Annotated in this window: 17 protein-coding genes and 1 pseudogene; 12 read left to right on the forward strand and 6 right to left on the reverse strand. The window is 63.5% G+C overall.

The features are described from left to right. Nucleotides 1–166: 166 nt before the first annotated feature. Nucleotides 167–1,192, forward strand: coding sequence for a Gfo/Idh/MocA family oxidoreductase (locus AYX22_RS18155; RefSeq protein ID WP_207594719.1), 1,026 nt, complete (start codon nt 167–169; stop codon nt 1,190–1,192). On the opposite strand, the gene AYX22_RS18160 is transcribed toward AYX22_RS18155, so the two are convergent. After that, complete coding sequence (locus AYX22_RS18160) at nt 1,189–2,688, reverse strand: sulfatase-like hydrolase/transferase (protein WP_207594721.1); 1,500 nt, start codon at nt 2,686–2,688, stop codon at nt 1,189–1,191. The two genes, AYX22_RS18155 and AYX22_RS18160, sit on opposite strands and share 4 nt — an antisense overlap. A 152-nt stretch (nt 2,689–2,840) precedes the next feature. Between AYX22_RS18160 and AYX22_RS18165 the strand changes: the two genes are divergently transcribed. Then, on the forward strand, nt 2,841–4,034 hold the full coding sequence (locus AYX22_RS18165) for a substrate-binding domain-containing protein (RefSeq protein ID WP_207594723.1): 1,194 nt from the start codon (nt 2,841–2,843) through the stop codon (nt 4,032–4,034). 60 nt (nt 4,035–4,094) lie between these two features. Here AYX22_RS18165 and AYX22_RS18170 read toward each other — a convergent pair whose 3' ends face one another. Together AYX22_RS18170 and AYX22_RS24160 are read right to left on the reverse strand one after the other, a co-directional pair. After that, on the reverse strand, nt 4,095–5,816 hold the full coding sequence (locus AYX22_RS18170) for a polysaccharide lyase 8 family protein (protein WP_242703396.1): 1,722 nt from the start codon (nt 5,814–5,816) through the stop codon (nt 4,095–4,097). 68 nt (nt 5,817–5,884) lie between these two features. Then, nucleotides 5,885–6,403 (reverse strand): annotated as a pseudogene (locus AYX22_RS24160) (hyaluronate lyase); the annotation flags it as partial. A 280-nt stretch (nt 6,404–6,683) separates the two neighbouring features. Between AYX22_RS24160 and AYX22_RS18175 the strand changes: the two are divergent. From AYX22_RS18175 to AYX22_RS18220, 10 genes are all read left to right on the forward strand, one after another. Next, nucleotides 6,684–7,271, forward strand: a complete 588-nt coding sequence (locus AYX22_RS18175; protein ID WP_207594725.1) for a DinB family protein — start codon at nt 6,684–6,686, stop codon at nt 7,269–7,271. Between the two features lie 65 nt (nt 7,272–7,336). Next, nucleotides 7,337–8,323, forward strand: coding sequence for a phosphodiester glycosidase family protein (locus tag AYX22_RS18180; RefSeq protein WP_207594727.1), 987 nt, complete (start codon nt 7,337–7,339; stop codon nt 8,321–8,323). Beyond that, nucleotides 8,320–9,465, forward strand: coding sequence for a bifunctional glycosyltransferase family 2/GtrA family protein (locus AYX22_RS18185; protein ID WP_207594729.1), 1,146 nt, complete (start codon nt 8,320–8,322; stop codon nt 9,463–9,465). Before AYX22_RS18180 ends, AYX22_RS18185 begins: the two co-directional genes overlap by 4 nt. Continuing rightward, nucleotides 9,465–10,151 (forward strand): DUF4956 domain-containing protein, encoded by a 687-nt coding sequence (locus tag AYX22_RS18190; RefSeq protein WP_207594731.1) that lies wholly within the window; start codon nt 9,465–9,467, stop codon nt 10,149–10,151. Before AYX22_RS18185 ends, AYX22_RS18190 begins: the two co-directional genes overlap by 1 nt. A 23-nt stretch (nt 10,152–10,174) precedes the next feature. Next, complete coding sequence (locus AYX22_RS18195; RefSeq protein ID WP_207597643.1) at nt 10,175–10,936, forward strand: polyphosphate polymerase domain-containing protein; 762 nt, start codon at nt 10,175–10,177, stop codon at nt 10,934–10,936. A 30-nt stretch (nt 10,937–10,966) separates the two neighbouring features. Next, the gene (locus AYX22_RS18200) at nt 10,967–12,577 is read left to right on the forward strand and encodes a carbohydrate-binding domain-containing protein (protein WP_207594733.1); all 1,611 of its coding nucleotides are present in this window, start codon (nt 10,967–10,969) and stop codon (nt 12,575–12,577) included. A 413-nt stretch (nt 12,578–12,990) separates the two neighbouring features. Next, a complete protein-coding gene (locus tag AYX22_RS18205) occupies nt 12,991–14,430 on the forward strand; it encodes an MFS transporter (protein ID WP_207594735.1) in 1,440 nt (479 codons plus the stop codon). Continuing rightward, the gene (locus AYX22_RS18210) at nt 14,420–15,142 is read left to right on the forward strand and encodes an aspartate/glutamate racemase family protein (protein ID WP_207594737.1); all 723 of its coding nucleotides are present in this window, start codon (nt 14,420–14,422) and stop codon (nt 15,140–15,142) included. The genes AYX22_RS18205 and AYX22_RS18210 overlap by 11 nt, the downstream gene beginning before the upstream one ends. 204 nt (nt 15,143–15,346) lie before the next feature. Beyond that, nucleotides 15,347–15,847 carry an ATP-binding protein gene (locus AYX22_RS18215; RefSeq protein WP_242703397.1) on the forward strand — a complete coding sequence of 167 codons (501 nt, stop codon included), beginning with the start codon at nt 15,347–15,349 and terminating at the stop codon, nt 15,845–15,847. 106 nt (nt 15,848–15,953) lie between these two features. Then, entirely contained in the window at nt 15,954–18,149 is a 2,196-nt protein-coding gene (locus tag AYX22_RS18220) for a transglycosylase domain-containing protein (RefSeq protein WP_207594739.1), read from the forward strand. Nucleotides 18,150–18,179: 30 nt separating this feature from the next. On the opposite strand, the gene AYX22_RS18225 is transcribed toward AYX22_RS18220, so the two are convergent. The 3 genes from AYX22_RS18225 to AYX22_RS18240 are packed head-to-tail and all read right to left on the reverse strand — an operon-like array spanning nt 18,180 to nt 24,060. After that, a complete protein-coding gene (locus AYX22_RS18225; RefSeq protein WP_242703398.1) occupies nt 18,180–19,943 on the reverse strand; it encodes an FAD-dependent oxidoreductase in 1,764 nt (587 codons plus the stop codon). Beyond that, a complete protein-coding gene (locus AYX22_RS18235; protein ID WP_242703399.1) occupies nt 19,940–22,918 on the reverse strand; it encodes an FAD-dependent oxidoreductase in 2,979 nt (992 codons plus the stop codon). The genes AYX22_RS18225 and AYX22_RS18235 overlap by 4 nt, the downstream gene beginning before the upstream one ends. Before the next feature lie 2 nt (nt 22,919–22,920). Continuing rightward, on the reverse strand, nt 22,921–24,060 hold the full coding sequence (locus AYX22_RS18240) for a Gfo/Idh/MocA family oxidoreductase (protein ID WP_207594743.1): 1,140 nt from the start codon (nt 24,058–24,060) through the stop codon (nt 22,921–22,923). Between the last annotated feature and the right edge of the window lie 91 nt (nt 24,061–24,151).

The raw sequence follows: 24,151 nt of genomic DNA on the forward strand, positions 1-24,151 counted from the left end.
TATTTTGGAAAGTTTCGATGATGGTTTGGCATCCCCGGCGTACCCCAGGTGAGTCCGGCCCAATTAGGCATTTATTCCTCTTTTCAGGCTGCCCAACAATCGAGGAGACCTGCGCGGTGTTCCGATCAAACGGGCCCGCGCTCCGGCTCCGAGCTAAAGAGGGAAATTGATACGACTTGGGATCATTGGCGCGGGCGCCGTGGCACACTTCCATGCAGCATCCGCAGCGCGGATCAGCAACGTGGAGTTGGCCGCCGTCTGCGACCTGCGGGATGAAGCCGCACAGAGGGTCGCATCGCCATGGGGGGCTTCCGTCTATGGGGACTATCGGGCCATGTTCCGTGAGGCTGGCCTGCACGCGGTCATCATCAATACTCCGCATGCACTGCACCTCGAGATGGTGGTGGCCGCAGCGGACCACGGGTTACACGTGCTGGTGGAAAAGCCCATGGCCACCACGGTCGCCGACTGTGATCGCATGATCCGTGCCTGTGACGAGGCCGGAGTGGCCTTGGTGATCGGCCAGATTCAGCATTTCCTTCCGGAGAAGCTGGCGGCGGAGGAGGTGCTGGCGAGCGGAGAACTCGGCCGTGTCCTGATGATCCGCGATTACAGGACTACCGACTACCGTCCCGGGAGCCGTCCGGACTGGTTCTTCAGCGAGGCCATGGCTGGTGGTGGCGCACTCATGAACATCGGCGGCCACTGCCTTGACCGCTCCATCTGGTTTGGTGGCGCCGCAGTTGGCTCGTTGAACGCCTCCACCCTCAATCGCTTCGGTGTTCCCGTAGAAACCGACGGTGCCATCGCGCTGACGCTCAGAAACGGAGTCCACGTCAGCATCTCGGTGGTGTCCGATGCTGCCCAACGCGTGGACGAGGTCCTTGTCGTGTGCGAACACGGCACCATTTCCTGCAGCCCACACAACGGAACGTTGGTCCGCAGCAATGGTGCCACCCGCACCGTGTGGGAGCCACAGCCGGAGGATATCCAGCAAGGCTTCTTCCTGCAGTTGCAGGACTTCGTCACAGTACTCGACGGCGGAACACCGAAAGTCAGCGTCGACCACGCCCGCCACATCGTCGAGGTAGTCCTGGCGTCCTACGAGGCAGCCACATCAGGCAACCCCGTGGTTCTCAACGCGTCCCGCGATGCCACGAATACCGCTCGGATCCTGAGCGAAGTCCCCTAGAAGGCGTGGCCGGCTGCGGCTGTGCCATCCCAGTTGGGTGGAATGAATGCCCCCAGGGGATCGTCCAGCACGGACGCAGTCTGGCCTGCGCCGGCCACCGGAAGCCAGCTGCCATCGAGCCCGGGGGCAGCGTGGCGCTGGAACCATTCCTGCAGTTGGGCCCGCATGCCGGCCACCCGCGTTGAATGCGCCGGCAGATCCACCAGATTGAGGCGTTCACCCGGATCAGCCACGAGGTCGTAAAGTTCGTGGGGACCATGAGGAAAGCGGTGCACATACTTCCACTCCGTGCTGCGAATCATCCGGACCGGTCCGTATTCGTCAAAGACCACGACGGCGCGGTCCCCGGCAGCGGCGGGCGGGCCGCCGCCGTCGGGGTTCCTACCGCCAGCGTCCCCCGCGGGGTCCGGCAGCGCGCGCAACAGCTCCGCGAAGGACTGCCCAGGCCCGCGCTCGAAGGGACGGGAGTCCAGGCCCGCTAGCTCCAGCACGGTGGCAGCTACGTCATAAGCGGACAACAGCTCCGTCAGCACCAGCCCCTGCTGGACCCTGCCCGGGAGCGCGAAGATCGCGGGGACCTTGACGGAGGAATCGTAGACGTTCTGCGGGAACGTCCCGTTGCCCTTGCCCCAAATACCGTGGTGGCCGCAGTTGAAGCCGTTATCACTGCTGAAGACCACAAGGGTGTTGTCCCTGATCCCCAGTTCCTCCAGGCGGCGCAGGATCTTGCCAATCCCGGCGTCCATGGCGCTCACCGCGGCAAAGTACCCCACCAACGCGGCCCGCACGTCCGCCTCGCCGCCGACTGGGACACCCTCCACGGTTGGAGTCCATGGGTGCATTGCCTCCTGCGGGCAACTGATGAACTCGCAGTCGCTGTAGAGTTCCTCGAACCCGGGCGGGTGCTGGCCCTTCCACGGCTTGTGGGGAGCCGTGTAGTTCACGGCAAGGAAGAAGGGTTCGGATTCCTGCGAAGCCTCATCGACGAAGCCCACTGCGTCGCGGGTAATCGCGTCCGTCAAGTATTCGGTGACCAGTTCCCGGTGGCTGGTGCCGCCGTCGAACCTGTACATCACCGAGCTGTCATAGGGACTGCCGCCACCCTCCAGCGCAAACCAGTGGCTGAAGCCTTTCCTCGGAACGTCATTGGCCCCCAGATGCCATTTGCCGGAGAGGCCCAGGCGGTAGCCGGCATCGGCCAGGGCATCCGTGAACAGTGCTTGCCCTTGGAGGTAGTCCACTGCTTCAGGTCCCGTTTCAACGCCGGCCAAGTAGTCGTGGACGCCGTGCCGTGAGGGGATCTCCCCGGTCATCAGGCTGGCGCGCGCTGGTGAGCACACGGGAGAGACGCAGAAGAAATTCTCCAAGCGCGTCCCACGGGCAGCGAGGGCATCAAGATGTGAGGTGTGGATCTCAGTGTTTCCCGCGCAGCCCAGGGCCCACGCACCTTGGTCGTCGCTGAGGATGAAGAGAATATTTGGCTTCTTGTTGGACACCCTCCATTGCTACGGACGGCGAAGGCAAGGAATCAATGAGCATTCCCGAACAGCATAAAAATACTCACGAGGGGAGGAAATTACTCCCTGAATACTCTCTAAATTGTGAGGCATGATAAGAGAAATTGTCTGTCCACAGGTGGAGATGGATCATGCCAAAGAGGAAACAGGAACCGCAAGCGGACTCCGGTACCACAGCACTTCGAGACACGGCCAAGGCCAATTTGAAGTTCCAGGACCTGAGTGACGACCTCCGCAGGGACATCATCGCCGGTACGTGGGCGGTGGGGACGAAGCTCCCCACAGAGCAGCAACTGGCAGCAGAGACCGGACTCTCCCTGACCACGGTGCGGCGGGCCTTCGAGGACCTTGTGGGCAAAGGGCTCGTGGTCCGGCGGCAGGGTGCAGGCAGTTTCGTCGCCGCACCCCAGCGTGCGCAGAAGCGCTCCCGTTTTGTCATCGGCGTACTGCTCCCGGACACGCAGCTCTATTACCCGCGCGTTCTTCAGGGGATCGAGGAACATCTCTCCGCCCGCGGTGCAAGCCTGCAGTTGTCCACGTACCATTACGACTTCACCCGGGAGAACGCCAGCATCCAGTTCCTCCTGGACGCCGGAGTGGATGGCCTCATCCTGGTGCCAACGCTGACCGGCTTGGCCAACCCCCAGCAGCGCGTTGCCGAGCTCATGGCCTTGCCCGTGCCGGTTGTCCTCCTGGAGCGGAGCCTGGACGACCTGGGGCCAGGCGACCTCACAGAACACGTCTGCTCTGATCACCAAGGCGGAGCGTACGACGCCGTCATGCACCTCCACCGCTTGGGTCACCGAAAGATTGGGCTGCTCACGCGGGCGAACGAGGCCGCTCGCAGCAGCAATCCCACGCAGGCTGCGGTCATCGCAGGGTATACGGCTGCCATCGCGGCGTTGGGGTTGGAGACCGACACGCGCATGGCATTCAGCGCAACGAAGCCGGAGTGGGAAGCCGATCAGGCGGAGCACATGTTCGAGCTGCTGGCAGGAAGTGGCGCCACAGCGGCCTTGGTCTTCGGAGACCGGGAAGCGGCTTTGCTGGAAGGAGCGGCGTCCAGGCACGGGGTTCGGGTGCCGGAGGACCTCGCCCTGGTTTCTTACGACGACGAAATGGCCGACCTCGCCCGAATACCACTCACGGCGGTCTCGCCGGCCAAGCACAGACTGGGCGTCATGGCCGCCGATGTCCTGTTGCGTCGGCTGACCGAAGGCGACGCATGTCCGTTGTACCAAATCCGGTTGCGGCCACGCATTGTTGTCCGTGATTCGTGTGGGGCCAGGAAGAGCGGGGTTCCCCAGGTTTCGCGTGCGTTGTGAGGCCCGCTTAGCAGCCGTTCAGGGCGAAATGGGGTGCAGAACGGGCCTCACAACGAGGGTCTAGCGGCTGAGCTTGATAAGCTTTGTCTGGCCGCTGAGCCCGGCGGTGTCCAACGTCAGTGTGGTTTGTCCCGCAGCATTTGTCCCCAGTGTGCCGGCACCCTCCACCACGCTGGACCACGTGCCCTCGGGCAGGGTCAGTGTGAGGCTGGCAGCCTTTTGCGTTGGCTCGCTGAAAGCCAGATTGAGGACGTTGCCGTGCCTCGAGAACACCACACAGGCAGCTCCGGACGCTCCCAAGTCCCCTGCTGTCCCGGGCTTCCAGAACGTAGCTGCCGTGGTCTTCGCGGCTTTGAATTCCACGGATTGCGCTGTGGAATCATTGCGGATCACCCTGTATTTGTTTCCCTGCACCAGTTCTTGGGTCACGTTCAGCGAGGCTCCTGGCGCCACCACATACGCATAGCTGGCCGGGGCAGATCCGGCGCCGTGGTCTATGTAGAGCGTGGCGAAGTTACGCTGGTGGACCGTGGTACTGCCGTTGACGTTGACCCCAGCCCAACTGCCTGACCTGGTTTCCCGAAGCACGTGAAGTGGAGAATCGTCCAGCATGGCGTAGCCTCCGAAACCCTCCAAATGGACCCAGCGCCCATCGCTCAGTACCTCAGCGCTGCCAGCCGATCCGGCGATGGTGCCTGCCGTCGTCGTGAGTGCATTGCTGCCTTGGTGGAGGTTGCGGTGGTCAACGATGGTTTCCACGCGGGCGCCGGACCCAGTCCTGATGTCCGCCCCGAGGCATACGGTGACATCGCCGCTGACAAACCAGGACTTTCTTGCAGACAAGCCCGTGCGGCCCGGCCCCACCAGATGCTGCCCGACGGCGGCAACCTCGCCCAGCGCTGTGGCGCCGCTCCACTCATTGGCCGGGACCGCAGCGCCCCATTCACCCTCCACCTTGTCCGGCAAGGGCGTGGTGTCCACGGTGGTGCCGGGGAGGCGGTTGTAGTTGGCCGTGGCCCAGAACGCGTCATCGTACTGGGCGAGGTCGGACGTGTAGAAGTAGGTCATGCCGGAACCCGTGTGATAGCCGCGGTTATTCTCTCCATTGCCGCATTCGTACCAGGCAATGCGATTGCTGGACATGGAGAGCGACAATGCCCATCCGGGTCCCCGGTGCATGGTGCGGTCCATCGCCGGGAAGAGCCTGTGGCCTGCCGGTTCTGCTACGGGAGCAACGCCTGTGGCTTGGAGTTCCTTCACCAGTGCCGTCCTGGGCACGCTTGCACTGCCAAGGATCGGGCGGTAGGTATTGCGGGTAATCCAGCCAGCGCATAATCCCCTCCACCGGGCGGCAGTGGCCGGATCCATGGCCCGGGCCAGGAGCAGGATGGCCTCGATGGCCGACGCCCCGAGGTCGTAGCCGGTGTTGGCCTCCCTGCTGATGCTTCTGCCGCGAACAGAATCGGCCATGGCTCCGTTGATCATCACGGGAGCAAACGAACCCTCCACGGCGTCGAAGAAGATGTTGCGCGACGGGTCGGAAACCTCGAATGCCGAGCCTCCCAGCACCGAGAACAGCTTGGACAAACCGGTGAGGAGGACTACACCGTAAGAGCCCGTGTAAGGGGTGGTGCTGTGTTGGATGAACGAACCATCGCGGAAGATTCCATCCCCGCTGGTGACGAACTGCCACACTTGGCTGAGTCCGGCGACTGCATGTTTGAGTTTGGCCGGATCTTCGCCAGCCAGGGACCGGATGATGATTCCCTGGCACAGGTCCACCCTGTTGGCCCCACGGACGTGATCTTTCCGCGTTTGGGTGGGAACTGCAGCCAGGGGTCGGGCACAAAGTGGTCAATCGCCGCTGAGTAGGCCTGGATTTCGACGGCGGACAGCTCGGCGTGCAGCAGGACCATGGCGTCCGCGAGTGCACGGGGAACGCCGATCTCCCACGACCACCAGTTGCCAACCTCTTCCTTGGCGTCGTTGTAGCAAAGGGTGTTGGCATCAGCAAGCCCGGCTTTGATATCTGCCAGCACTGAGGCATCCCCAAACACCGCCGCCGTGGGTGTCGCCCAGGCAGTGGCGAGCTGGGAAAGGCGCGTGTACGTGGTGACCATCTCCGCATCCTTGGCGAAGGACAGATCCGTGAAGACCGATGTCCGCCCGGACGCCCGGTTGAGTTTTGCCAAGGAGTCGGCGGCTTTGGTGTTCACGGCAGCGACCGCTTTGGCGAAGTCCGGATCGCCCGCTTGGATGACATTACGGCCGGTGATCTGGTCCACCCAACGGTTTCGCAGCGCTGCGAACTCCGCTGCGCCCGGTTCGGTTTCGGCCCACGCGTTCTGGGCGAACATCGAGCTGACCATTGCTGCCAGGGACAGGGCACCGGCGCCCTGAAGAAGCGTTCTGCGGGGGAATTGAAGTGACAAGGAGTTGCTCCTAACACTCGTGGCTGGACAGGGTCCGGCGTCCTTCGCCGGGTCCGCCACTGGCTTGGGTTGAAGTCAACGCGATGCCGAAGAGAGGAATAAAGCAGTACCTGGTACGTCCCCGTCGCTGGAAACGTGCGAGACCGCTGGAACTTTCCGGCGAAGCCACAGTGTTCCAGCGAAGTCGCGGGTCCCGCCTTTCTGTAGAGTGCTCCCCATGGATGACAAAGCGATGTTGCTCGGCTATTTGCGGCTCCGGAGGGCGGACCTGCTCGGCAAGGTGGAGAACCTCAGCGAGTACGACGCCCGCAGGCCCATGACTCCCACAGGAACCAATCTGCTGGGCCTCGTGAAGCACGTGGCCAGCGTGGAGCTCGACTATTTCGGGGTGACATTCGGGCGGCCCAGCGGCAGGGAGATGCCGTGGCTGGCGGAGGACGCCGAACCGGATTCCGATATGTGGGTCCCTGCCACCGAGAGCCGGGAAGAAGTCCTGGAGTTGCACCGCTTTTCCGCGAAGCACAGCGATGAAACCATCGAGACCCTCCCGTTGGATGCTCCGGGCGTGGTGCCGTGGTGGTCGGAGGAGAAGAAGAACGTCACGCTCCACCAGATCCTGGTCCACATGTGCGTGGAAACCGCCAGGCACGCGGGGCACGCAGACATCATCCGCGAGCTCATCGATGGCTCCGCGGGGCAGAGGCCGGGCGATCCCAACATCCCCGGCCGTAACTCCGAGGAGTGGGCAGCCCACCGGTACCGCATCGAAGAAGCAGCCCGGGAGGCAGACCGCCGGCACTGGTGAACCTTCACAGCCCCTGCATATGTTGGGCAAACCTCCGGCGTAGCCTCGCTCCGTAGAAACGAGGCATGACTCCTGCACAGACCAAGAACCGTAAGGGCAGCCGGACCCGGCGCGCCGTCGTCTCCGCCGTTCTGGCGGTCACTCTCTCTGCCGGGGGCGCCGCCGCCTGGGCCCTGGACCGCTTCGTCATTCCGCACGCACAGATCACCAACGTCTCCGAATACGAAGCAAGCCAGGCCGGCACTACGACAAACAGCTCGACGGAGGGGACTTCCGCTGACACGGCCGCGACCGCCGTTGTCACCGATACTTCGTACACCTCCGGGGACACCGGCGTCACCATCTCAACGGTGACCACCGGCAGCGGTGACGACACCGTGACGTACTACGTTGCCGACGTCGTGCTTGAGGATGCCACCACGCTGAAGTCGGCGTTCGCCGAGGATACCTACGGCGGGAACATCACAGAAACAACGTCTGCGATCGCAGGGGACCACAACGCCATCTTCGCCATCAACGGCGACTACTACGGCTTCCGGGACACGGGCATCGTGATCCGCAACGGCGTGGTGTACCGCGACGAGGGAGCGCGCCAAGGCTTGGCGTTCTACAAAGACGGCTCCGTCAAGGTCTACGACGAAACCACCACCTCGGCCGACCAACTCATCGCGGACGGTGTCTGGAACACCCTCTCGTTTGGCCCGTCGCTGCTGGACAACGGTGAAATTGCCTCGGGCATCGAGGACGTGGAAGTAGATACCAACTTCGGCAACCACTCCATCCAGGGCGAACAACCACGAACCGCCGTCGGCGTCATTGATGGGAACCATCTGGTGTTCGTGGTGGTGGACGGCCGCAGCCCGGGCTATTCCGCCGGCGTCACCATGACCGGCCTGGCGCAGATCATGAAGGACTTGGGTGCCACCACCGCCTACAACATCGACGGCGGCGGCTCCTCCACCATGTACTTCAACGGCTCCCTGGTGAACAACCCGCTCGGCGAGAACAAAGAGCGCGGTACCTCGGACATCCTCTACATCGCCCAGTCATGATCGTCCTGATACCGGCGTACGAGCCGGACCACCAGCTCACTTCCCTTGTCCGCAGTCTTCGGGAAGCCGATCCGTGGCTGACCATCGTGGTGGTGGACGACGGCTCCGGACCGGACTACCAGACCACGTTCGACGACGCCGCCCGGCTTGGGTGCCAAGTGCTCAGTTACGCGGTGAACGGCGGAAAAGGCCACGCCCTCAAGAGCGGGTTTACCTTCGTCGCGGAACGTTTTCCGGGCCACGACGTTGTCTGCGCTGACAGCGACGGACAGCACGGGGTGGCCGACATCCTCGCCGTTGCTGACCGCGTCCGGCACGTCACAGCTGCGATGGTACTTGGCTGCCGCAATTTCACCGGTGATGTCCCGGCCAAAAGCAAGTTGGGAAACACGGTGACGCGCTGGCTGTTCAGGCTCGCGACGGGTCAACGGATCACGGACACGCAGACAGGCCTTCGCGGCTACAAGGCTGACATGCTTCCGTGGCTGGTGACAGTCCGCGGACAACGCTACGAATACGAACTCAATCTGCTGCTCGAGGCGAAACAGGCCGGATACGGCATTGAGAGCGTGGAAATAGCCACGGTCTATCTCGACGGGAATTCGGGATCGCACTTCAGGCCCGTTGCCGATTCGCTGCGGATTTATGCGCCCTTGCTGAAGTTCCTTGGCTCGTCGCTGTCCGCGTTCGTGGTGGACACGGTGATGTTCGTGGTCCTCAGTGCCCTCACGGACTCCCTGCTGATGGCGGTGGTGGGGGCCCGCTTGTTCAGCGCTTCGGTGAACTTCATGGTTAATCGAAGGCTGGTGTTTGAGCATGGCCAAGACACGTCGTTCCGTGCCGCAGCCACGGGATATGTGGCCTTGGTGACTGTCCTGTTGTGCGCCAATTACGCCGCGATGTGGGCCCTGACGTCCCTGGCCGTCCCGGACCTGCTGGCCAAACTGGTGGCCGAAGTGACCCTCTTGGGTGTCAGCTATGCCGTGCAGCAGCGCTTCCTTTTTGTGCGCACGGCGCGGGCAGCCGCAACGAAACCGGCCCCCGTCGAAACGCATATCCCAGCATTGGTCCCGACACAGTTTCAGCACAGCATGACCGGGAAAAGTGGAGACCAATCCCCCAAGAGATTCCGGAGTAACTGATGAACACCATCATTCTTATCGCGGCAGATTTGGCCGCCATCGCCATTCTGACGCTCGCTCTCTACCTCCGCCGGCACCGGCGCCGCGACCTGGTGGTGTCCTACTTGGGCATGAACGTTGGCGTCCTGGCCGTGGCAACGGCGTTGTCCGGATCAGCTGCCGGTGTTGGCTTGGGACTTGGCCTGTTCGGAGTGCTGTCGATCATCCGGCTCCGGTCCACGGAACTCGCCCAGCACGAGGTGGCCTACTACTTCTCAGCCCTGGCCCTGGGCCTGATCGCGGGTATCGGCGTGGAACCGCTCTGGCTGACCCTGTCCCTCATGGCGCTGGTGCTCCTGGTGATGTTCGTCGGCGACAACCCACGGGTCCTGCCGGCCTACCGTCACCAGACCGTAGTCCTGGACCGCGCCATCAACAACGAGCCCGAGCTCTACGCCCGGCTGGAGGAGGTTCTCGACGGCACGGTCCATTCGGCCACCATCCAGGAGTTGGACATGGTCAACGACAAGACGATCGTGGACGTCCGTTACGCAGTCCACCCCCAGCAGCAGCCACAACCCCCACAGCTTGGTTTCAACCAGCCTGCCGGCGCCCTCTCGCCCGCACCTCAGGAACTGCCCGCGCAGCCCGGGCCGGCAGCGGAGCACACCCAGCAGTCCGTGCCCACCTCGGCTGGTGTAGCGTGAGCCGCGTCGATGCCGCACCGATCATGCCGCAGCTGGGCGGCCTGCCCGCCGTCGGACTTGAAGAACTCACCACGGAAGCCGCACTGCTGACCCGGGTCGACCGAAAGTACCTGGTTCCGTCGGCGACGGCCCGCCAGATCCTGAGCACGTTCAGCACAGAGGCCCGGGTCCTGGAAATGGACGGGAAACGCACCTTCGCCTACGACTCCGTCTACTTCGACACCCCGGGATTGGACAGTTACCTTCTGGCCGCCCATGGACGGCGCCGCCGGTTCAAGATCCGTACGCGGACCTACCTCGACAGTGCGGTCAGCTTCCTGGAAGTGAAGACCGAAGGCGCCCGGGAGGCAACGGTCAAGGAACGGATTCCGTACGAGGTGTGCGACCGGGACCGGCTGACCGCGGAAGGCCTGGCCTACGTGAACGAGACCTTGGCCGCCACGATTGGAGATGTCACCTTCAGCCCCTTGGAGCCCGTCCTTTCCACACGATACGACCGCACCACCTTGTTCCTCCCCGGGTCCGGCAGCCGCGCGACCATCGACAACGACGTCACGTGGCAGAGCCCCTACGGCCAACCATGGGTGCTGGACAACGCCGTGGTGGTCGAGACGAAATCCGGCTCCGCCCCCGGCCCTTTGGACAGGCATTTGTGGGCGCACGGCGTCCGGCCGTGCCGCATCTCGAAGTTCGCCACCGGGATGGCTGCGCTCCACCCGGAGCTCCCTGCCAACCGCTGGAACCAGACCCTTCGGCGCAGGTTGCCCCTGACCCCCCTCCACTGACCTTCCCTCCACAGACTAAGGAATCCCACCATGCGCTCCTTCCGCACGTCCCTTTCCGTTGCCGCCGTCGCCCTGGCCATCTCCCTGGCCGGGTGCTCCACGGCCGCCACCAACTCCACCTCCACAGGCACCACCGGTACTTCCACCACGACAACAACCACCCAGCAGGCAGTCACCGCCGCCACCATCGAGGAAGACACCCACTACGACAGCGACGACCTCAACTGGGATACCGCTGCTGAAGTGGCAATCAGCCTGGCCGACGGCGGCAGCAAAGTGACGTCGTCGTCGTCCACCGGCGTGGCGGTAGACGGCAACACCATCACGATCAGCGCAGCCGGAACGTACCGCCTCAGCGGCTCGCTGACGGACGGCCGGATCGAGGTGGCTGCCAGCGATTCGGACACCGTGCGCATCATTCTGGATGGAGTCGAACTGGGCAACTCCGGCGGTTCGCCGTTCGTGGTGCAGAGCGCCGACGAAGCAATCGTGTACCTGGAAGAGAGCAGTACCAACGCGTTGACCGACGCCGCCACGTACACAGACCAAGGCGACGACGCCCCCAACGCTGCGCTTTACTCCATGGCGGACCTGACCATCGCAGGAACCGGATCCCTCAGCGTCAACGGCAAGTTCAACGACGGCATTGTTTCCAAGGACGGACTGGTGATGGCCGCCGGCAAGGTCACTGTGGACGCCGTGGACGATGGAATCCGTGGCAAGGACTACACGGTCCTGCTGGACGGCGCCTACCAAGTCACAGCCGGCGGGGACGGCGTCAAGGCCGACAACGAAATGGACGAAGGCCGGGGCTGGCTGCTCGTCAGCGGCGGCTCACTGACGGTCAACGCCGGCGACGACGGCGTAAAAGCCTTCAACACCCTCACGGTTTCGGGCGGGACGGTCACTGTGGCCGAATCGGAAGAAGGACTCGAAGCGCAGCACATCGCCATCTCCGGCGGCGATGTCACCGTCACCTCACACGACGACGGCGTGAACGCCTCGGGAAGTTCGTCCACATCAGCGGATGCCGGTGCGGGGGACGCCGGTGCCGCCGCCGGCGGGATGGGTGGACCCGGCGGTGGCGGCATAGGCGGTGAGTCTGCCGCCGGGGATTACACCGTGGACGTTTCGGGTGGAACACTGACCATCAATTCCGACGGAGACGGGCTGGATTCCAACGGCAGCGCCACGATCTCCGGCGGCACCGTGGTGGTCAACGGCCCCACCAACGACGGCAACGGCGCACTCGATGTGAACGGCGAACTGGTAGTCACCGGCGGAACCGTGGCAGCAGCAGGAAGCGCCGGAATGGCAGTCACCCCGGGGACCTCGTCCACGCAGTCGGGCGTACAGCTGACCTTCAATTCCTCGGTTGCCGCCGGCACTCCGGTGCACATCGTTGACCCGTCCGGGGCTGTGATTGCCACGTTCGTGACCACTAAGTCCATTGCGTCCTTGGTGTTGTCCTCCGCAGCGATCACCGCTGGGGAAAGCTACACGGTGTACACGGGTGGCACCGCAGATACGAAAGCGGGTCTGACCACGGGATCCATTGAGGGTGCTGAGGAACAGGGAACCGTCACCGCTGGGCAGTACACCCAGGCCCAGGGGCCCGGGGGTGGTGGCGGCCGCCGCTAGATCCGCCGTTGGTCCGACGCAAGGAGCGGGCAGGGTACCGGTCCTGCCCGCCCCTTCGCGTGTTTACGATGGCATACTACGTTGCGTTCGGGGCTCGGATACTCGGCGGGTCCTTGGTGAGGCCCCGTGGTCATGACAGCGAGGCTTCCTGACGTCTGTTGATGCTTTTTAGCCTCAAAATCAACCTTTTTCGAGTGTATTCCGACCCTTACCCGTCTGGAAAAGCTCGGGAAGCCACGGCCCACTCTCCGCGTTGAGCTCACGGTCACATTCTGTTTACACGCCAACCATGGCCTTTTGGTATCCCAAAGTGTAATCTCCATCACATTCCCTCATGTGATATTCGCATTCCGCATGACGGAACCATTCGCGTGGCAATGAATGAACCTTCAGAGCTCAGATAGGAGCGCACTGTGGAAAAAGACCTTGCCCAGGAGGCTGCAAAACCGCGGACCGGATCCCTGGCCAAACAAATCGAAGGCGCGTATCAGCGGATCGGGGTGACCGGCGCCCACCGCCAGATCGTCTTCATGATCCTGTTGGGCGTCTTCTTCGACGCCCTCGAACAAAATGCCGTGGGCATTACCGGCCCCATCCTCCGTCAGTCCTGGGGATTGGGTGCCACCGAAATCGGTTTGCTGAACACAATGACGTTTACGGCAACCGCACTCGGACGGCTGGCAACGGGCCTCATTGTCGACAAATACGGCCGGCGGCACATGCTGGTCATCAACCTCATCATCTTCGCCGGTGGCTCATTGCTGTGCGCCGTGGCTCCCAACTACCCCATCCTCGCAGCAGGCCGCTTCGTAGTAGGCTTCGGGCTCGGCGGTGAAATCGCTGTTGCCGTGATCATGATGGCTGAATTCTTCGCAGCCAAACACCGCGGCACTGCCGTAGGACTCATCAACGTTACAGCTGCAGGTCTGGGCAATATGTTGGCCCCGGCATTCGGCATCCTGGTCTTCACGCTCTTCGATGGCCCCGACAAATGGCGCTGGGTGTTCGGCCTGTTGTTCATCCCCGCCCTTCTGGTGATGTTCTTCCGGCGCTTCGTTCCCGAAACGCCCCGGTTCCTGGCCTCGCAGGGAAAGATCGACGAAGCCAACCTCGTCATCACCCGGCTGGCACGCAACAAACTCTCCGGCCCCATCACCGATCCCGAAACCTACATCACCGCAGTCCCCGACCCCGTCGTGGCCAAGTCCTCCGGGCACTGGAAGGATGCACTCCGCGGCAAGCTCCTCAAGCGCACCGTCCTGCTGTGCATCGCCGTCTGCATGTCCTATGCCGCCCAGATTTCGATGCTCACTCTGATGCCAACCATCCTGGTTTCGCGGGGATATGCCGTGAACACCAGCCTCTGGTTCACCCTGATCATGCAGTCCGGTTCGTTGCTGGGCGCCTGTACCGCCGCCTACCTTGCAAGCAGGTTGCCCCGTAAGAAGGTCCTGACCGCCGCAGCGATACTGGGTTGCCTGTCCGGGCTGTCCATGGCGTTCCTGGCCAGCGACATCGTTCTCATTGTCATCTTCGGGGTTCTGTTCAACTTCTCCGTCATCATCCTGAACACCACCATTTGGCTGTTCGCGCCGGAGCTGTATCCAACACGCACCCGCGGCTTCGGAACCTCGATCATCCTTGCAGCGGGTTCCCTTTCCGGCGGCTTGTTCCCGCTCATCTCGGGAGCCGTGTTCGACTCCGCCGGGCTGCCCGGCATGTTCACCACGCTGGCCGTGCTGTTCATTGTTCTGGCCATCGTGGTCCAATTCCCGCCGGAAACCTTCAACAAGCCATTGGAAGAAGACGCTGAACCCAGCGGCGACGAGGAAGCTGCGATCTATGGACACTAACGTTGCCGGTACCGACGGAAAGCTCCAACCCACCACCGTTCTGCTGGTCAATCCCAACACCAACCGTGGCACCACCGCCATGATGGTGGACCTGGCCACGGAGACCTTGGCACCACAGGGCTTCCACGTAGTGGGCATCACGGCAGCCGCCGGACCGTCCATGATCGTGGACCCGGTGTCCTTGGCGGAGTCTGAGGTGCACGTCCGCGAGGCAGTGCACGGCTATCTTTCAGGGCCCGACGGCGAAAGGGTCACCGCGGTGATCATCGCGGCGATCGGTGATCCGGGGCGGGCCCGGTTGGACGCCGAACTGGGCATTCCGGTGATCGGCATTGGACAAGGCTCCGTCCATGCCGCGGCCCATGGCCCCGACGGTTCGACCCGGCGCTTCGGTATGGCAACAAGCACGCCCTTGCTGGTGGATGCCTTGGCCAAACTGGTGGCGGACCACGGGTTCCAGGAGCACTTCACTGGCGTGCGACTGACGCAGTCGGAGCCCTTGGCGTTGGCCGCAGACCCTGAATGGCAGTTCCAGGAGTTGGCCCAGGCGGTCGCATCGGCCACGGAGGCTGACCGTGCCGAGGCCGTCATCATCGCCGGGGGCCCGCTCAGTGCCACCGCCCGACGGCTGGCCGGAGTGACCGCCGTCGACATCATCCAGCCGATCCCCAGCGCCTGCCAGCTGGTGGTCACCGCCCTGCGTCAGGAATAGTAGCCCGCGCCCGACGACGGCACCCGCCTGCCGTCGTCGGGCGCTTCCAACCGACCCACCACGCACGAGGCATGACTCCTGCAAGCCTCCCCCACAAACTTGATGCGAACTTGAGCCAAACGAAAAGGTTCCTTGATATAGCGGCGCCACGCTGGAATCAGTCGGAACACCAATACCGAGGGGTTTCGGCAACGAATCTCAAGTATGAAAGACATCGATGTGGGGGACGCAATGGAGCAGTCATCAGCACTCAGTGAGGTAGTTGCCGTTAAGGGCATCATCCAGGATCAACACCCCGTGGATTTTTACGCGCTGGGCGTCGCTGGATGCATCGACCGACTCGCCGCGCCGCTCCGACGCACCGGCGTCACCGTGCACTGGCACACCCCGCATCATGGCATCGAGATCTCATCGAAAGCCGCCGCCCTCCTTTATCACGTGGCGCAGGAAACCTTCAGCAACACCCTCAATTACGCCGGCGCCAGCGAGCTCACCGTCCGCCTCAACGCCGTCTACCACGGCATCCAGCTGACCATCACGGACGACGGCGCCGGTTTTGAAATCCACGCCTCGCCCAGCGGCCGGCGGCACGGTTTTGGCTTGCTGCTGATGTCCATCGCAGTGCACGACGCCGGCGGGACAGTAGACATCGACTCCGCACTCGGGCGGGGCACCAGCGTCAGGGTCACGCTGCCGCTGGATTGAGTCCGATTTGCGACCTTATTTGGGCTCCCAGCCATTTCCCAACCGCATTGCCGGACGTATTCTGTAGCTACTTTTCAGCCTGACATCCCGACGGAATGGCACGAAAATGGCGCGCAACAAGGGTCCAAAGATCGGTCTCGGCAAGGTCCTCCTGAGGGTCTTCGGTTACTTCCTGGTAAGTATCCTCTGCGGAGTGTTGATCTCCGGGTTGGTGGTCCCCGTGGTGGCCTTCACCAGCACCACCGTGGGCGGGTCGATCGGCTTCTATGAGGACCTGCCGAGCGAGCTGAACGTCGATTCCCCCTCCCTTTCCAGCACTATGGTCTCCGCAGACGGCCAACACATCGCCACGTTCTACGCAGAAAACCGGGTCAAGGTTCCCTTGGAGGAGATGTCGCCGTTCATCCGGGAAGCCATCGTGGCCATCGAAGACAGCCGCTTTTACGATCACGCCGGCGTAGACGCGCAAGGCATCATCCGGGCGTTGAGTTCCAACCTGACAAAAGGGACACGGCAAGGGGCATCCACGCTGACCCAGCAATACGTCACCAACGTGCTCAACGAGTCGCGGCTGTCCGAGGGGCGTCCTGAAGACGTGGTGCTCAGCGGCCAGAAAACCATGGGAGACAAACTCCGTGAGGTCAAACTCGCCCTCGAGCTGGAGAAGCGGTTCAACAAGGAACAGATCCTTGAGGGCTACCTGAACATCGTGTTCTTCAACCGGGACGCCTACGGCATTGAAGCCGCATCGCGATACTTCTTCAGCACCTCCGCGAAGGACCTGACCCTTCCACAGGCCGCGCTCCTTGCCGGCCTGGTCAATGGGCCCAGCATTTACGACCCCACCGTGGACCCGGATGCAGCGTTGAGCCGGCGCAACCTCGTCCTGGACCGGATGCTGGAACAGGGCATGATCACGGCAGTAGACCACGGCGTGGCAGTGGCAACACCCATAGGGCTGAACATCACGCCTTCCCGGCAGGGGTGCGCGGGGGCAGCTATAGCCACCTACTTCTGTGACTACGTCTCCCACCTGATCCTCAACGACGAGACGTATGGTTCCACCGTTAACGAGCGCGAACGCCTGCTCTACCGGGGCGGCCTCACTATCACCACCACCTTGGACAGCAGGCTCCAAGCAGTTGCCCAGGCCCAAGTGGACGCCTCGGCCGGGGACAACCCGGACAAGTGGGGCGCGGCCATGACCACAGTGCAGCCCGGCACCGGAAAGATCCTGTCGATGGCCCAAAACACGGTCTTCGTGCCGCAGGAAGGAAAATACGATACCCAGCTGAACTTCAACGTGGACGCCAAGGACGAGAACGGATACGACCTCAACGGCGCCGGCGGGTTCCAGCCGGGGTCCACCATGAAACCGTTCATTTACGCCGAGTGGCTCAACCAAGGCAAGCACCCCACCGCCGTGGTTGACGCCTCACGCAGGGTCTACCCCGTGGGGTTCCCGTGGCGTTCCAGCTGCGGAAGGGTGTTGGGCGGCTACAGCTCCGCCCAGAAGGCACAGAACCTGGGGGCCGACGACGACCTGCAAAACAACGATCCGGGCTATTACCGCGCCATGCCTATCAACTACGGCCTCTACAACTCCATCAACACGGCCACTTTCGCTACCGCAGCCCAGTTGGATTTCTGCGGCATCCAGAAAATGGTGGATACGGTGGGCCTGCACAGCGGGCTCGACAACGCTCCGGTGAACATGCACCAGATCGGCAATCTGCTTGGCTCCATCGGCGTTGCGCCACTGGTCCTGGCGAGCGCCTACGCAACCTTCGCCAATGACGGCACGTACTGCGCCCCCATCGCGATTACTGAGATCAGCGATGCCCAGGGCCGCCAGTTCGAAGCCCAAACACCCCAATGCCGGGAGGCGGTGAAACCAGCGGTGGCCCGTGGTGTTAATGCCGTCCTGCAGGATGTACTCAAGATGGGCTCCGGTGTGTGGATCGAGCCCAAGGTCCACACCAAGGTTCCCGTGGCTGCCAAGACCGGCACGTCCAACAACAACGGGGCCACGTGGGTGGCCGGCTACACCACCTCTCTTTCCACGGCGTCGTTCTTCGGCGATACGACGGCTGGACAGCAGCGGGCCGGGCAGAACGTCACCATCAACGGAAAGTTCTACAAATCCCTGGACGGCTACATGATCGCTGGACCCCAATGGGCCAACTACATGGTGGAAGCCACTGCCCTTTACCCCAGCGGACCCTTCGCAGCACCTGCTCCCCCACCGGCTCCGGCACCCGTCACCACGGTGCCCGCGGTTCCGCGGTTGACGGGACGGTAGCTGGAGCCCTGCGTTGCCGGCAGTTCCGGGCTAGTGAGAGATCTCCGCGTCAGCGCGCGTGCCGTCGTCCTCGTAGCTGTCCACGCCGGCGAGGTGACGGCCCGCGATGTACCCGAACGTCAGCGCCGGGCCCAGGTTGATGCCGCCCGCCGGGTAATGCCCGCCCATGACGTTGGCTTGGTCGTTGCCGGCGACGTACAGGCCCTCGATGGGGACGCCGTCGTCATTGAGGGCCCTGGACCGGCCATCCGTGTCGACCCCCGCAAACGTGCCGAAGCTGCCCGGCACCACACGCACCGCGTAGAACGGCCCCTTCTCGATGGGCCCCAATGACGGGTTCGGCTGGTTGGTAGGATCGCCGCCGTAGCGGTTGAAGGCCGTCTCGCCGCGTCCGAAGTCGGGATCTACGCCGTCACGGGCGTTGGCGTTGAACCTCGCCACAGTGCGGCGCAACTCTGCGGGGTCGATGCCGCATTTCGTGGCAAGTTCTTCCAGCGTCCGGCCCTTGAGGAGGTATGCGGAACGCAGATAGGGAAACAACGGCACGGGCAGCGGTTTGGCCATTCCGAGCGGGAATTTACGCACAAACCGGCTGTCCGCGATCTGCCACGACTCCACGGTCTCCCCTTCCGGGGTCGCTGCGATGAGTGCGTCAACGTAGTCGTAGTAACCGTTGGCCTCGTTCACGAACCGCTTCCCATCCGAACGGACACCGATGCTGCCGGGCTTGGCTCGGTCCATGATGTGCGGGAACACCCCAGTCCGGCCGTTGCGGTATGGCACCAGCGACACCGGGCACCATGCGGCCGGCGACTTCACATCCGTCTTGAAGCGCGCACCGACGGATTGGGCCAGGTTGATGCCGTCGCCGGCCGTCTCGCGCGGTGAAAGTGTCCAGTGCTCCCGTCCGGTGGGAGTCTTGGGAAACAGCTCCTTGCGACGCTGGACATCGTTGGGGAAACCGCCGGTGGCCAGCACGACGCCGCGGCCAGCGTTGATCTGCAGCCCGCCTTCCGGAGAACGCACGACGGCGCCGGTCACCTTGCCGTCGTCGTCGCTGAGCAACGCTGTGGCAGGGGTAGAGACGCGGATGTCGACGCCCAGGTCATCCGCGGACTTCATAAGCCTGCCGGTGAGCGCTGTGCCGTTGACCAACTGCATGTTGCGGCGGTGGGTCAGCAGGTCCAGGAGGTGGAAGCCGAAACGCCACCCCGCGTGGAAGATCCCTTTGAGGTTGCCCTGTGACGCTGAGAGGAACTTGCTGAGGTCCGGCCCTGCCATGATGCCCATGCCGAGGAAGGACGTCTCGTACAGCTGATGGCGCATCTTGTGACGAAGGGCCGGCTTGATGGTCCGGGCATTAAGGGGTTTGGGCCCTACAGAGCGGTTGCCTTTGCCGGCGCCTGGGAGCTTGCCGTAGATGTCGTTGATCTTGCTGCCCGGAACGAATTGCAGTGACGTCTTTTCCTGGAAGAAGCCCACCATGTGTGGGGCAGCCTCGAGGAAGGCCTCTACGTTCTGCTCCCGATAGTCGTCGCCGAGGACGGCACGGAGATAAGCCCGGAATGTCTCCTTGTCTTCGTTGACGCCCCCGGCTTTCGCCAGTGGGTTACCGGGAGCCCACGCCCAGCCGCCGGACCACGAGGTTGCGCCGCCGCAGACTCCGGACTTTTCCACGACGATGACTTTCAGCCCGTGGTAGGCCGCTGTCACTGCCGCAGCGAGGCCTCCGGCTCCTGAGCCGATGACGAGGACATCGCAGTCAAGGGTGGGGAGGGATGGGGTGTTGTTCACGTGGTGCTCCAGGTAAATACGGGGGTGGTGAGGACTGAGTTGGCTGCTGCCTTCAGCTGTTTGGCCCATGCGAGTTCGCCCATGACGGCCACTCTGCTTCCGGAAGGGGTTTCGACGCTGACGGGGGTGTCGGCGGGGAACGACGCGAGCATGGCTGGAAGGTCGAATTGGCCTTCACCCGGCACACCCCGTTCCGAGCGTGACTCAAGGATCAGTCCTTCCCTGCCGGGCGGCGGGATGGACGGACCGTCGCAGAGCTGGATCATGGGGACCAGGCCCGCGGCGTCTTCGAGTTGGGCCCATGTGCCGCCGAAGCGGTTGACGTGGAGTGCATCCACCACGATCTTGCAGCCTGCCCGGTCCGCGAGTTCAACGGCCTGCGGGATCGAACGGACGGTCTGATATGCGATGGGTTCCAACGTGGGGACGATTCCGTAGGCTTTGCCGTCCTGGGTCATCTGCGCCAGATGATCCCCGAAACGGTCCAGGTCCTGATCCGCACACGCAACTGTCAGCGTGGACGCTCCCAGAGCTTGACCCGCCTCCATCATCCGCAGCCAGGCTTCGCGTTGATCGGCGCCATTCTGCAGGCCGGTTCCGTCCAGAAGCAGGAACTCGATGTCTTCAACGGTGATTCCCGTGTCGGCCATTCGAACCAAGGTTTCGCGAAGCATGGGCGAGCCGGGCTGGAGGTTGTACGGGCGCTCCGTGGGTGTCACTGGACGTACGCGTGCTCCGATGAAGTCGAAGCCGGCCTCAGCGGCGATGCTTACCAGGTCCGGGGGTGCGGTTCCCACAAGGGAGAGCTGTGCAAGTCCGAGCCGACGCACTGGCGTGCCGAGGGGTGGATTGGCGACGGGGGCAGAGGCACCGGGAGAAGCGGGATCGCCGGTCAGCTGCGAGATCGCCGAAAAGCTACGGCGATCCGGCACGTTTCCAGCGAGCCCGGCACCATCAGTGTCATCACTCGCAGTCAGGGCAGCGGCAATTCGTTGGGCTGCGTCGTAGCCGCTCTTGACCGCGTTGGACACGATGGCTGGCGTCTTATCTACGACCGTTCCGGCCACTGCGACGGGAACGGAAGCGGACAGGCTGAGCCCAGCTTCCCGTTGCTCCAGAGTGAGGGGACCGTCCAAGGGCAGGACCGAACTCGAGACCAGCAGTTCCCCCGGGGCTTCAATCCACTCGTCCTGAACACCCGCCCGGCTGATCCGTACGCGGCTGCCGTCAAACTCCTCGATGGTGCTGGCCAGGAAGATCCGCACTTTCGGGTTGGCTTCAAGGCGCGGCACGGCCAGGATCTTGGCGCGACGTCCGGATTCCGGGGCCAGCGCTTCCTGCGGTCCGACCACCAGCACGGAAGTTCCGAGGGCCGCCAGGGTGTCGGCCACGCTCATGGCCACGGAATCAGCGCCCCAGATGGTCACGGCTTCCGGAAAGACCTCCGCAGAACCGTCCAGAATCTCCGGGTGGGCAGCGAGCCAGTCACGGATATCGGAGACGAGAGGCAAGCCGCCGCCAACAAACCCTGCCTCAGGCCGACGACCACCAGTAGCGATGACAACTGCGTCGGCGCCGAAATCGCGGACCAACCCACCGACGTCGGACGTGTCAGCGTGGGTACCCAAGCGGACCTCCACGCCGAGGCGCTCGTTCTCCGAGGCTGACCAGTCGGCGAAACGGTGGAAGTCCGGCGTGGACCTCATGCGCTCGGCGAGCGCGAACTGCCCGCCGGGCCGTGCGCCGTCGTCCACCAAGGTCACAAGGGCGCCCGCTTCGGCGAGTTCGCGGGCAGCGGTAAGCCCGGCGGGACCGGCACCCACCACCAGCACTCGCGAGGCGGAGCGGACGGCCGGGGTTGAAACGGGAACACGCGAACGACCCACGGCAGGATTGACCGTGCAGGTGACTTGGCCGAGCCCTAAGTTATCAATGCAGACGTTGCAGGCGATGCACGGCCGGTAGCGTTCGCCGCGCAGCACGCCGCCCACAAAAGCAGGATCCGCGTGGATGGCGCGCGCCAGGCTCACGAAATCGCAGGTGCCGCTTGCGAGGACTTCTTCAATGATTTCCGGGCTGTTGAGTCGTCCGGCCATGCCCAAAGGGAGACCGAACTGGCGGTAGGCCTGGGCGTAGTCGGACAAGATTCCGGGCTTCCACTCCCCCGACTGCACAATCCATTCGCCGGCGTCGTAGCTGCCTGCGGAAAGGTCCAGGAAGTCGAGCTTGTCAAGATGGGCTTTCCCGATGATGGCCACTTGCTGTTCTGCGCTGATGCCATCGGCTGGACCTTCCAGCACGGAAACGCGCATGCCCACGATCGTGTCCGGCACTGCTTCGCGAACGGCATCGATGACCAGGTTCATGAAGAACTCCGGGGCCGCGAACTCGTCCTTACGGTGATTGGAAATGGGCGACATGAATTGGTGGATCAGGTACCCGTGCGCGCCGTGGAGGTTGATGACATCGAACCCGGCAGCCACCGCGCGCTTCGCCGCAGCAGCGTAGGCAGCCACGAGTTCATAACACTCGGCGGCGGTGAGTTCCCGCGGAACCTCGCCACCCGCCGTCGAGCAGGGAACCGGCGACGGCGCGAGGTTCTTGAACCCGGAAACGGCGGACTGCGCGGTGCGGCCACCGTGATTAAGTTCGACGGCGGCCAGCGCACCTTCGGCGTGCAGGGCGTCGGTGAGGCGGCGGAGCCCGGGGATCATGTGGTCCGTGTGCAGGCCGAGTTGGTGCGTGCGGCCCTTGCCGTCGGCGCGGACAAACGTCGCTTCGGTGGTCACCATGCCAAGGCCGGCCTTGGCGCGGGTCACGAGGTAGTCAATGTATTGCTCGGTGATGTGCCCATCCGTGGTGCCGTAATTGCGTTCCATGGGGGCCGACGCGAGGCGGTTGCGGAGTGTCTTGGGGGTGCGGCCGTTGCGGCCCAGGGTCAGCGGCGTGCCCGCTGAGGGCGTGGTGGAAACCATGGTCAGCGAGCCACCTTTTCACGTCCGCGCAGCTCTGGAATGGCTGCGTGGGTAGGCTGTACTGCGGCGAAGCGGACGGGTTGGCCGGTGCGTGAGGACTCGTAGACTGCCAGCAGGATCCGCAAGGATTTCAGCGCGTCTTTGCCCGTGATGGCCGGTTCGGCGCCGGTTTCCAGCGCCTGCACGAAGTCCTTCACCTGCAGTTTGTGGAACGGGATCAGCTGGCCGTTGATGACGGACAGGTCGACGTTCGGTTCAACGCCTTCAGGATGGACAGGCTCGACGACGATTCGCTCACCCACCGCCCACAGGTCGAGTCGACCATCGCTGCCTTCCGGGAACTCCGTCAGGGAAGCCGAGGCGCCCGTTTCGCCGGTAATGCGGAGCTGGATTCCAAGGTTGGGCGATACCGCGGTGGAGGCCTCCAGCGTTGCCATGGCTCCGGAGGTGAAGGTGATCACCGCCGTTGCGGAATCTTCTACCTCTATGTAATCGCCGTGGCGGTAGGTGTTGACCTTTCCGTAAACCTCGGCCACGTCCCCCAGGTACCACTGGAGGAGGTCGATCTGGTGCACGGCCTGGGACATCAGCACCCCGCCGCCGTCGTTCTCCCACGTGCCACGCCAGGTGTCGCGGTTGTAGTAGTCCGGGTCGCGGTGCAGCATGACCGAGCACTGGGCCATGATCGCCTTGCCCAGCGTGCCATCGTCGATCGCGGTGCGGATCTTCTGCGACGCCGGCCAGAAGCGGCGCTGGAAAAGGACCCCCAGCTGGACTCCGGCGTCTTCACAGGCTGACACCATGCGCTCAGCGGACTCCAGTCTGGTAGCTATGGGTTTCTCGCAGAGAACGTTGATCCCGGCTGCGGCTGCCCTCAGCACCACGTCCTCGTGGGTGGGATGCGGCGTACAGACGGAAACGATGTCCAGGTCCAGGGCGAGGAGCTCGTCCACGCTGGTGACCGCGTTCGGGACTCCCCAGGTCTTGGCTGTTGCTGAGGCCCGGTCCGGATCCACATCGCAGACGCCCACCACCCGGACGTTGTCCAATGCAAGGAAAGCTTCCAGGTGGTTGCGGGAAATGGCGCCGCAACCCGCGATTCCAACACGGAAGATGCGGGGTGCGGTTGCTGACGAAGTCATCGGGTAATCCAACTTTCGGGGCAAATGAGTCGTTTGCTGTGGTTCTGACGTGGAAGGGACCGCGCCGGGCGGCGGAAGCTGCCGCCCGGCG

The sequence above is a fragment of the Arthrobacter sp. D5-1 genome (genome assembly GCF_017357425.1).
In the GTDB taxonomy this organism is placed as follows: domain Bacteria; phylum Actinomycetota; class Actinomycetes; order Actinomycetales; family Micrococcaceae; genus Arthrobacter.

Coding starts and splice junctions, on each gene's coding strand:
- AYX22_RS18210 (WP_207594737.1), top strand. CDS start 14,420: ATGGACACTAACGTTGCCGGTACCGACGGAAAGCTCCAACCCACCACC.
- AYX22_RS18200 (WP_207594733.1), top strand. CDS start 10,967: ATGCGCTCCTTCCGCACGTCCCTTTCCGTTGCCGCCGTCGCCCTGGCC.
- AYX22_RS18235 (WP_242703399.1), bottom strand. CDS start 22,918: ATGGTTTCCACCACGCCCTCAGCGGGCACGCCGCTGACCCTGGGCCGC.
- AYX22_RS18215 (WP_242703397.1), top strand. CDS start 15,347: ATGAAAGACATCGATGTGGGGGACGCAATGGAGCAGTCATCAGCACTC.
- AYX22_RS18165 (WP_207594723.1), top strand. CDS start 2,841: ATGCCAAAGAGGAAACAGGAACCGCAAGCGGACTCCGGTACCACAGCA.
- AYX22_RS18185 (WP_207594729.1), top strand. CDS start 8,320: ATGATCGTCCTGATACCGGCGTACGAGCCGGACCACCAGCTCACTTCC.
- AYX22_RS18190 (WP_207594731.1), top strand. CDS start 9,465: ATGAACACCATCATTCTTATCGCGGCAGATTTGGCCGCCATCGCCATT.
- AYX22_RS18220 (WP_207594739.1), top strand. CDS start 15,954: ATGGCGCGCAACAAGGGTCCAAAGATCGGTCTCGGCAAGGTCCTCCTG.
- AYX22_RS18180 (WP_207594727.1), top strand. CDS start 7,337: ATGACTCCTGCACAGACCAAGAACCGTAAGGGCAGCCGGACCCGGCGC.
- AYX22_RS18175 (WP_207594725.1), top strand. CDS start 6,684: ATGGATGACAAAGCGATGTTGCTCGGCTATTTGCGGCTCCGGAGGGCG.
- AYX22_RS18240 (WP_207594743.1), bottom strand. CDS start 24,060: ATGACTTCGTCAGCAACCGCACCCCGCATCTTCCGTGTTGGAATCGCG.
- AYX22_RS18195 (WP_207597643.1), top strand. CDS start 10,175: ATGCCGCAGCTGGGCGGCCTGCCCGCCGTCGGACTTGAAGAACTCACC.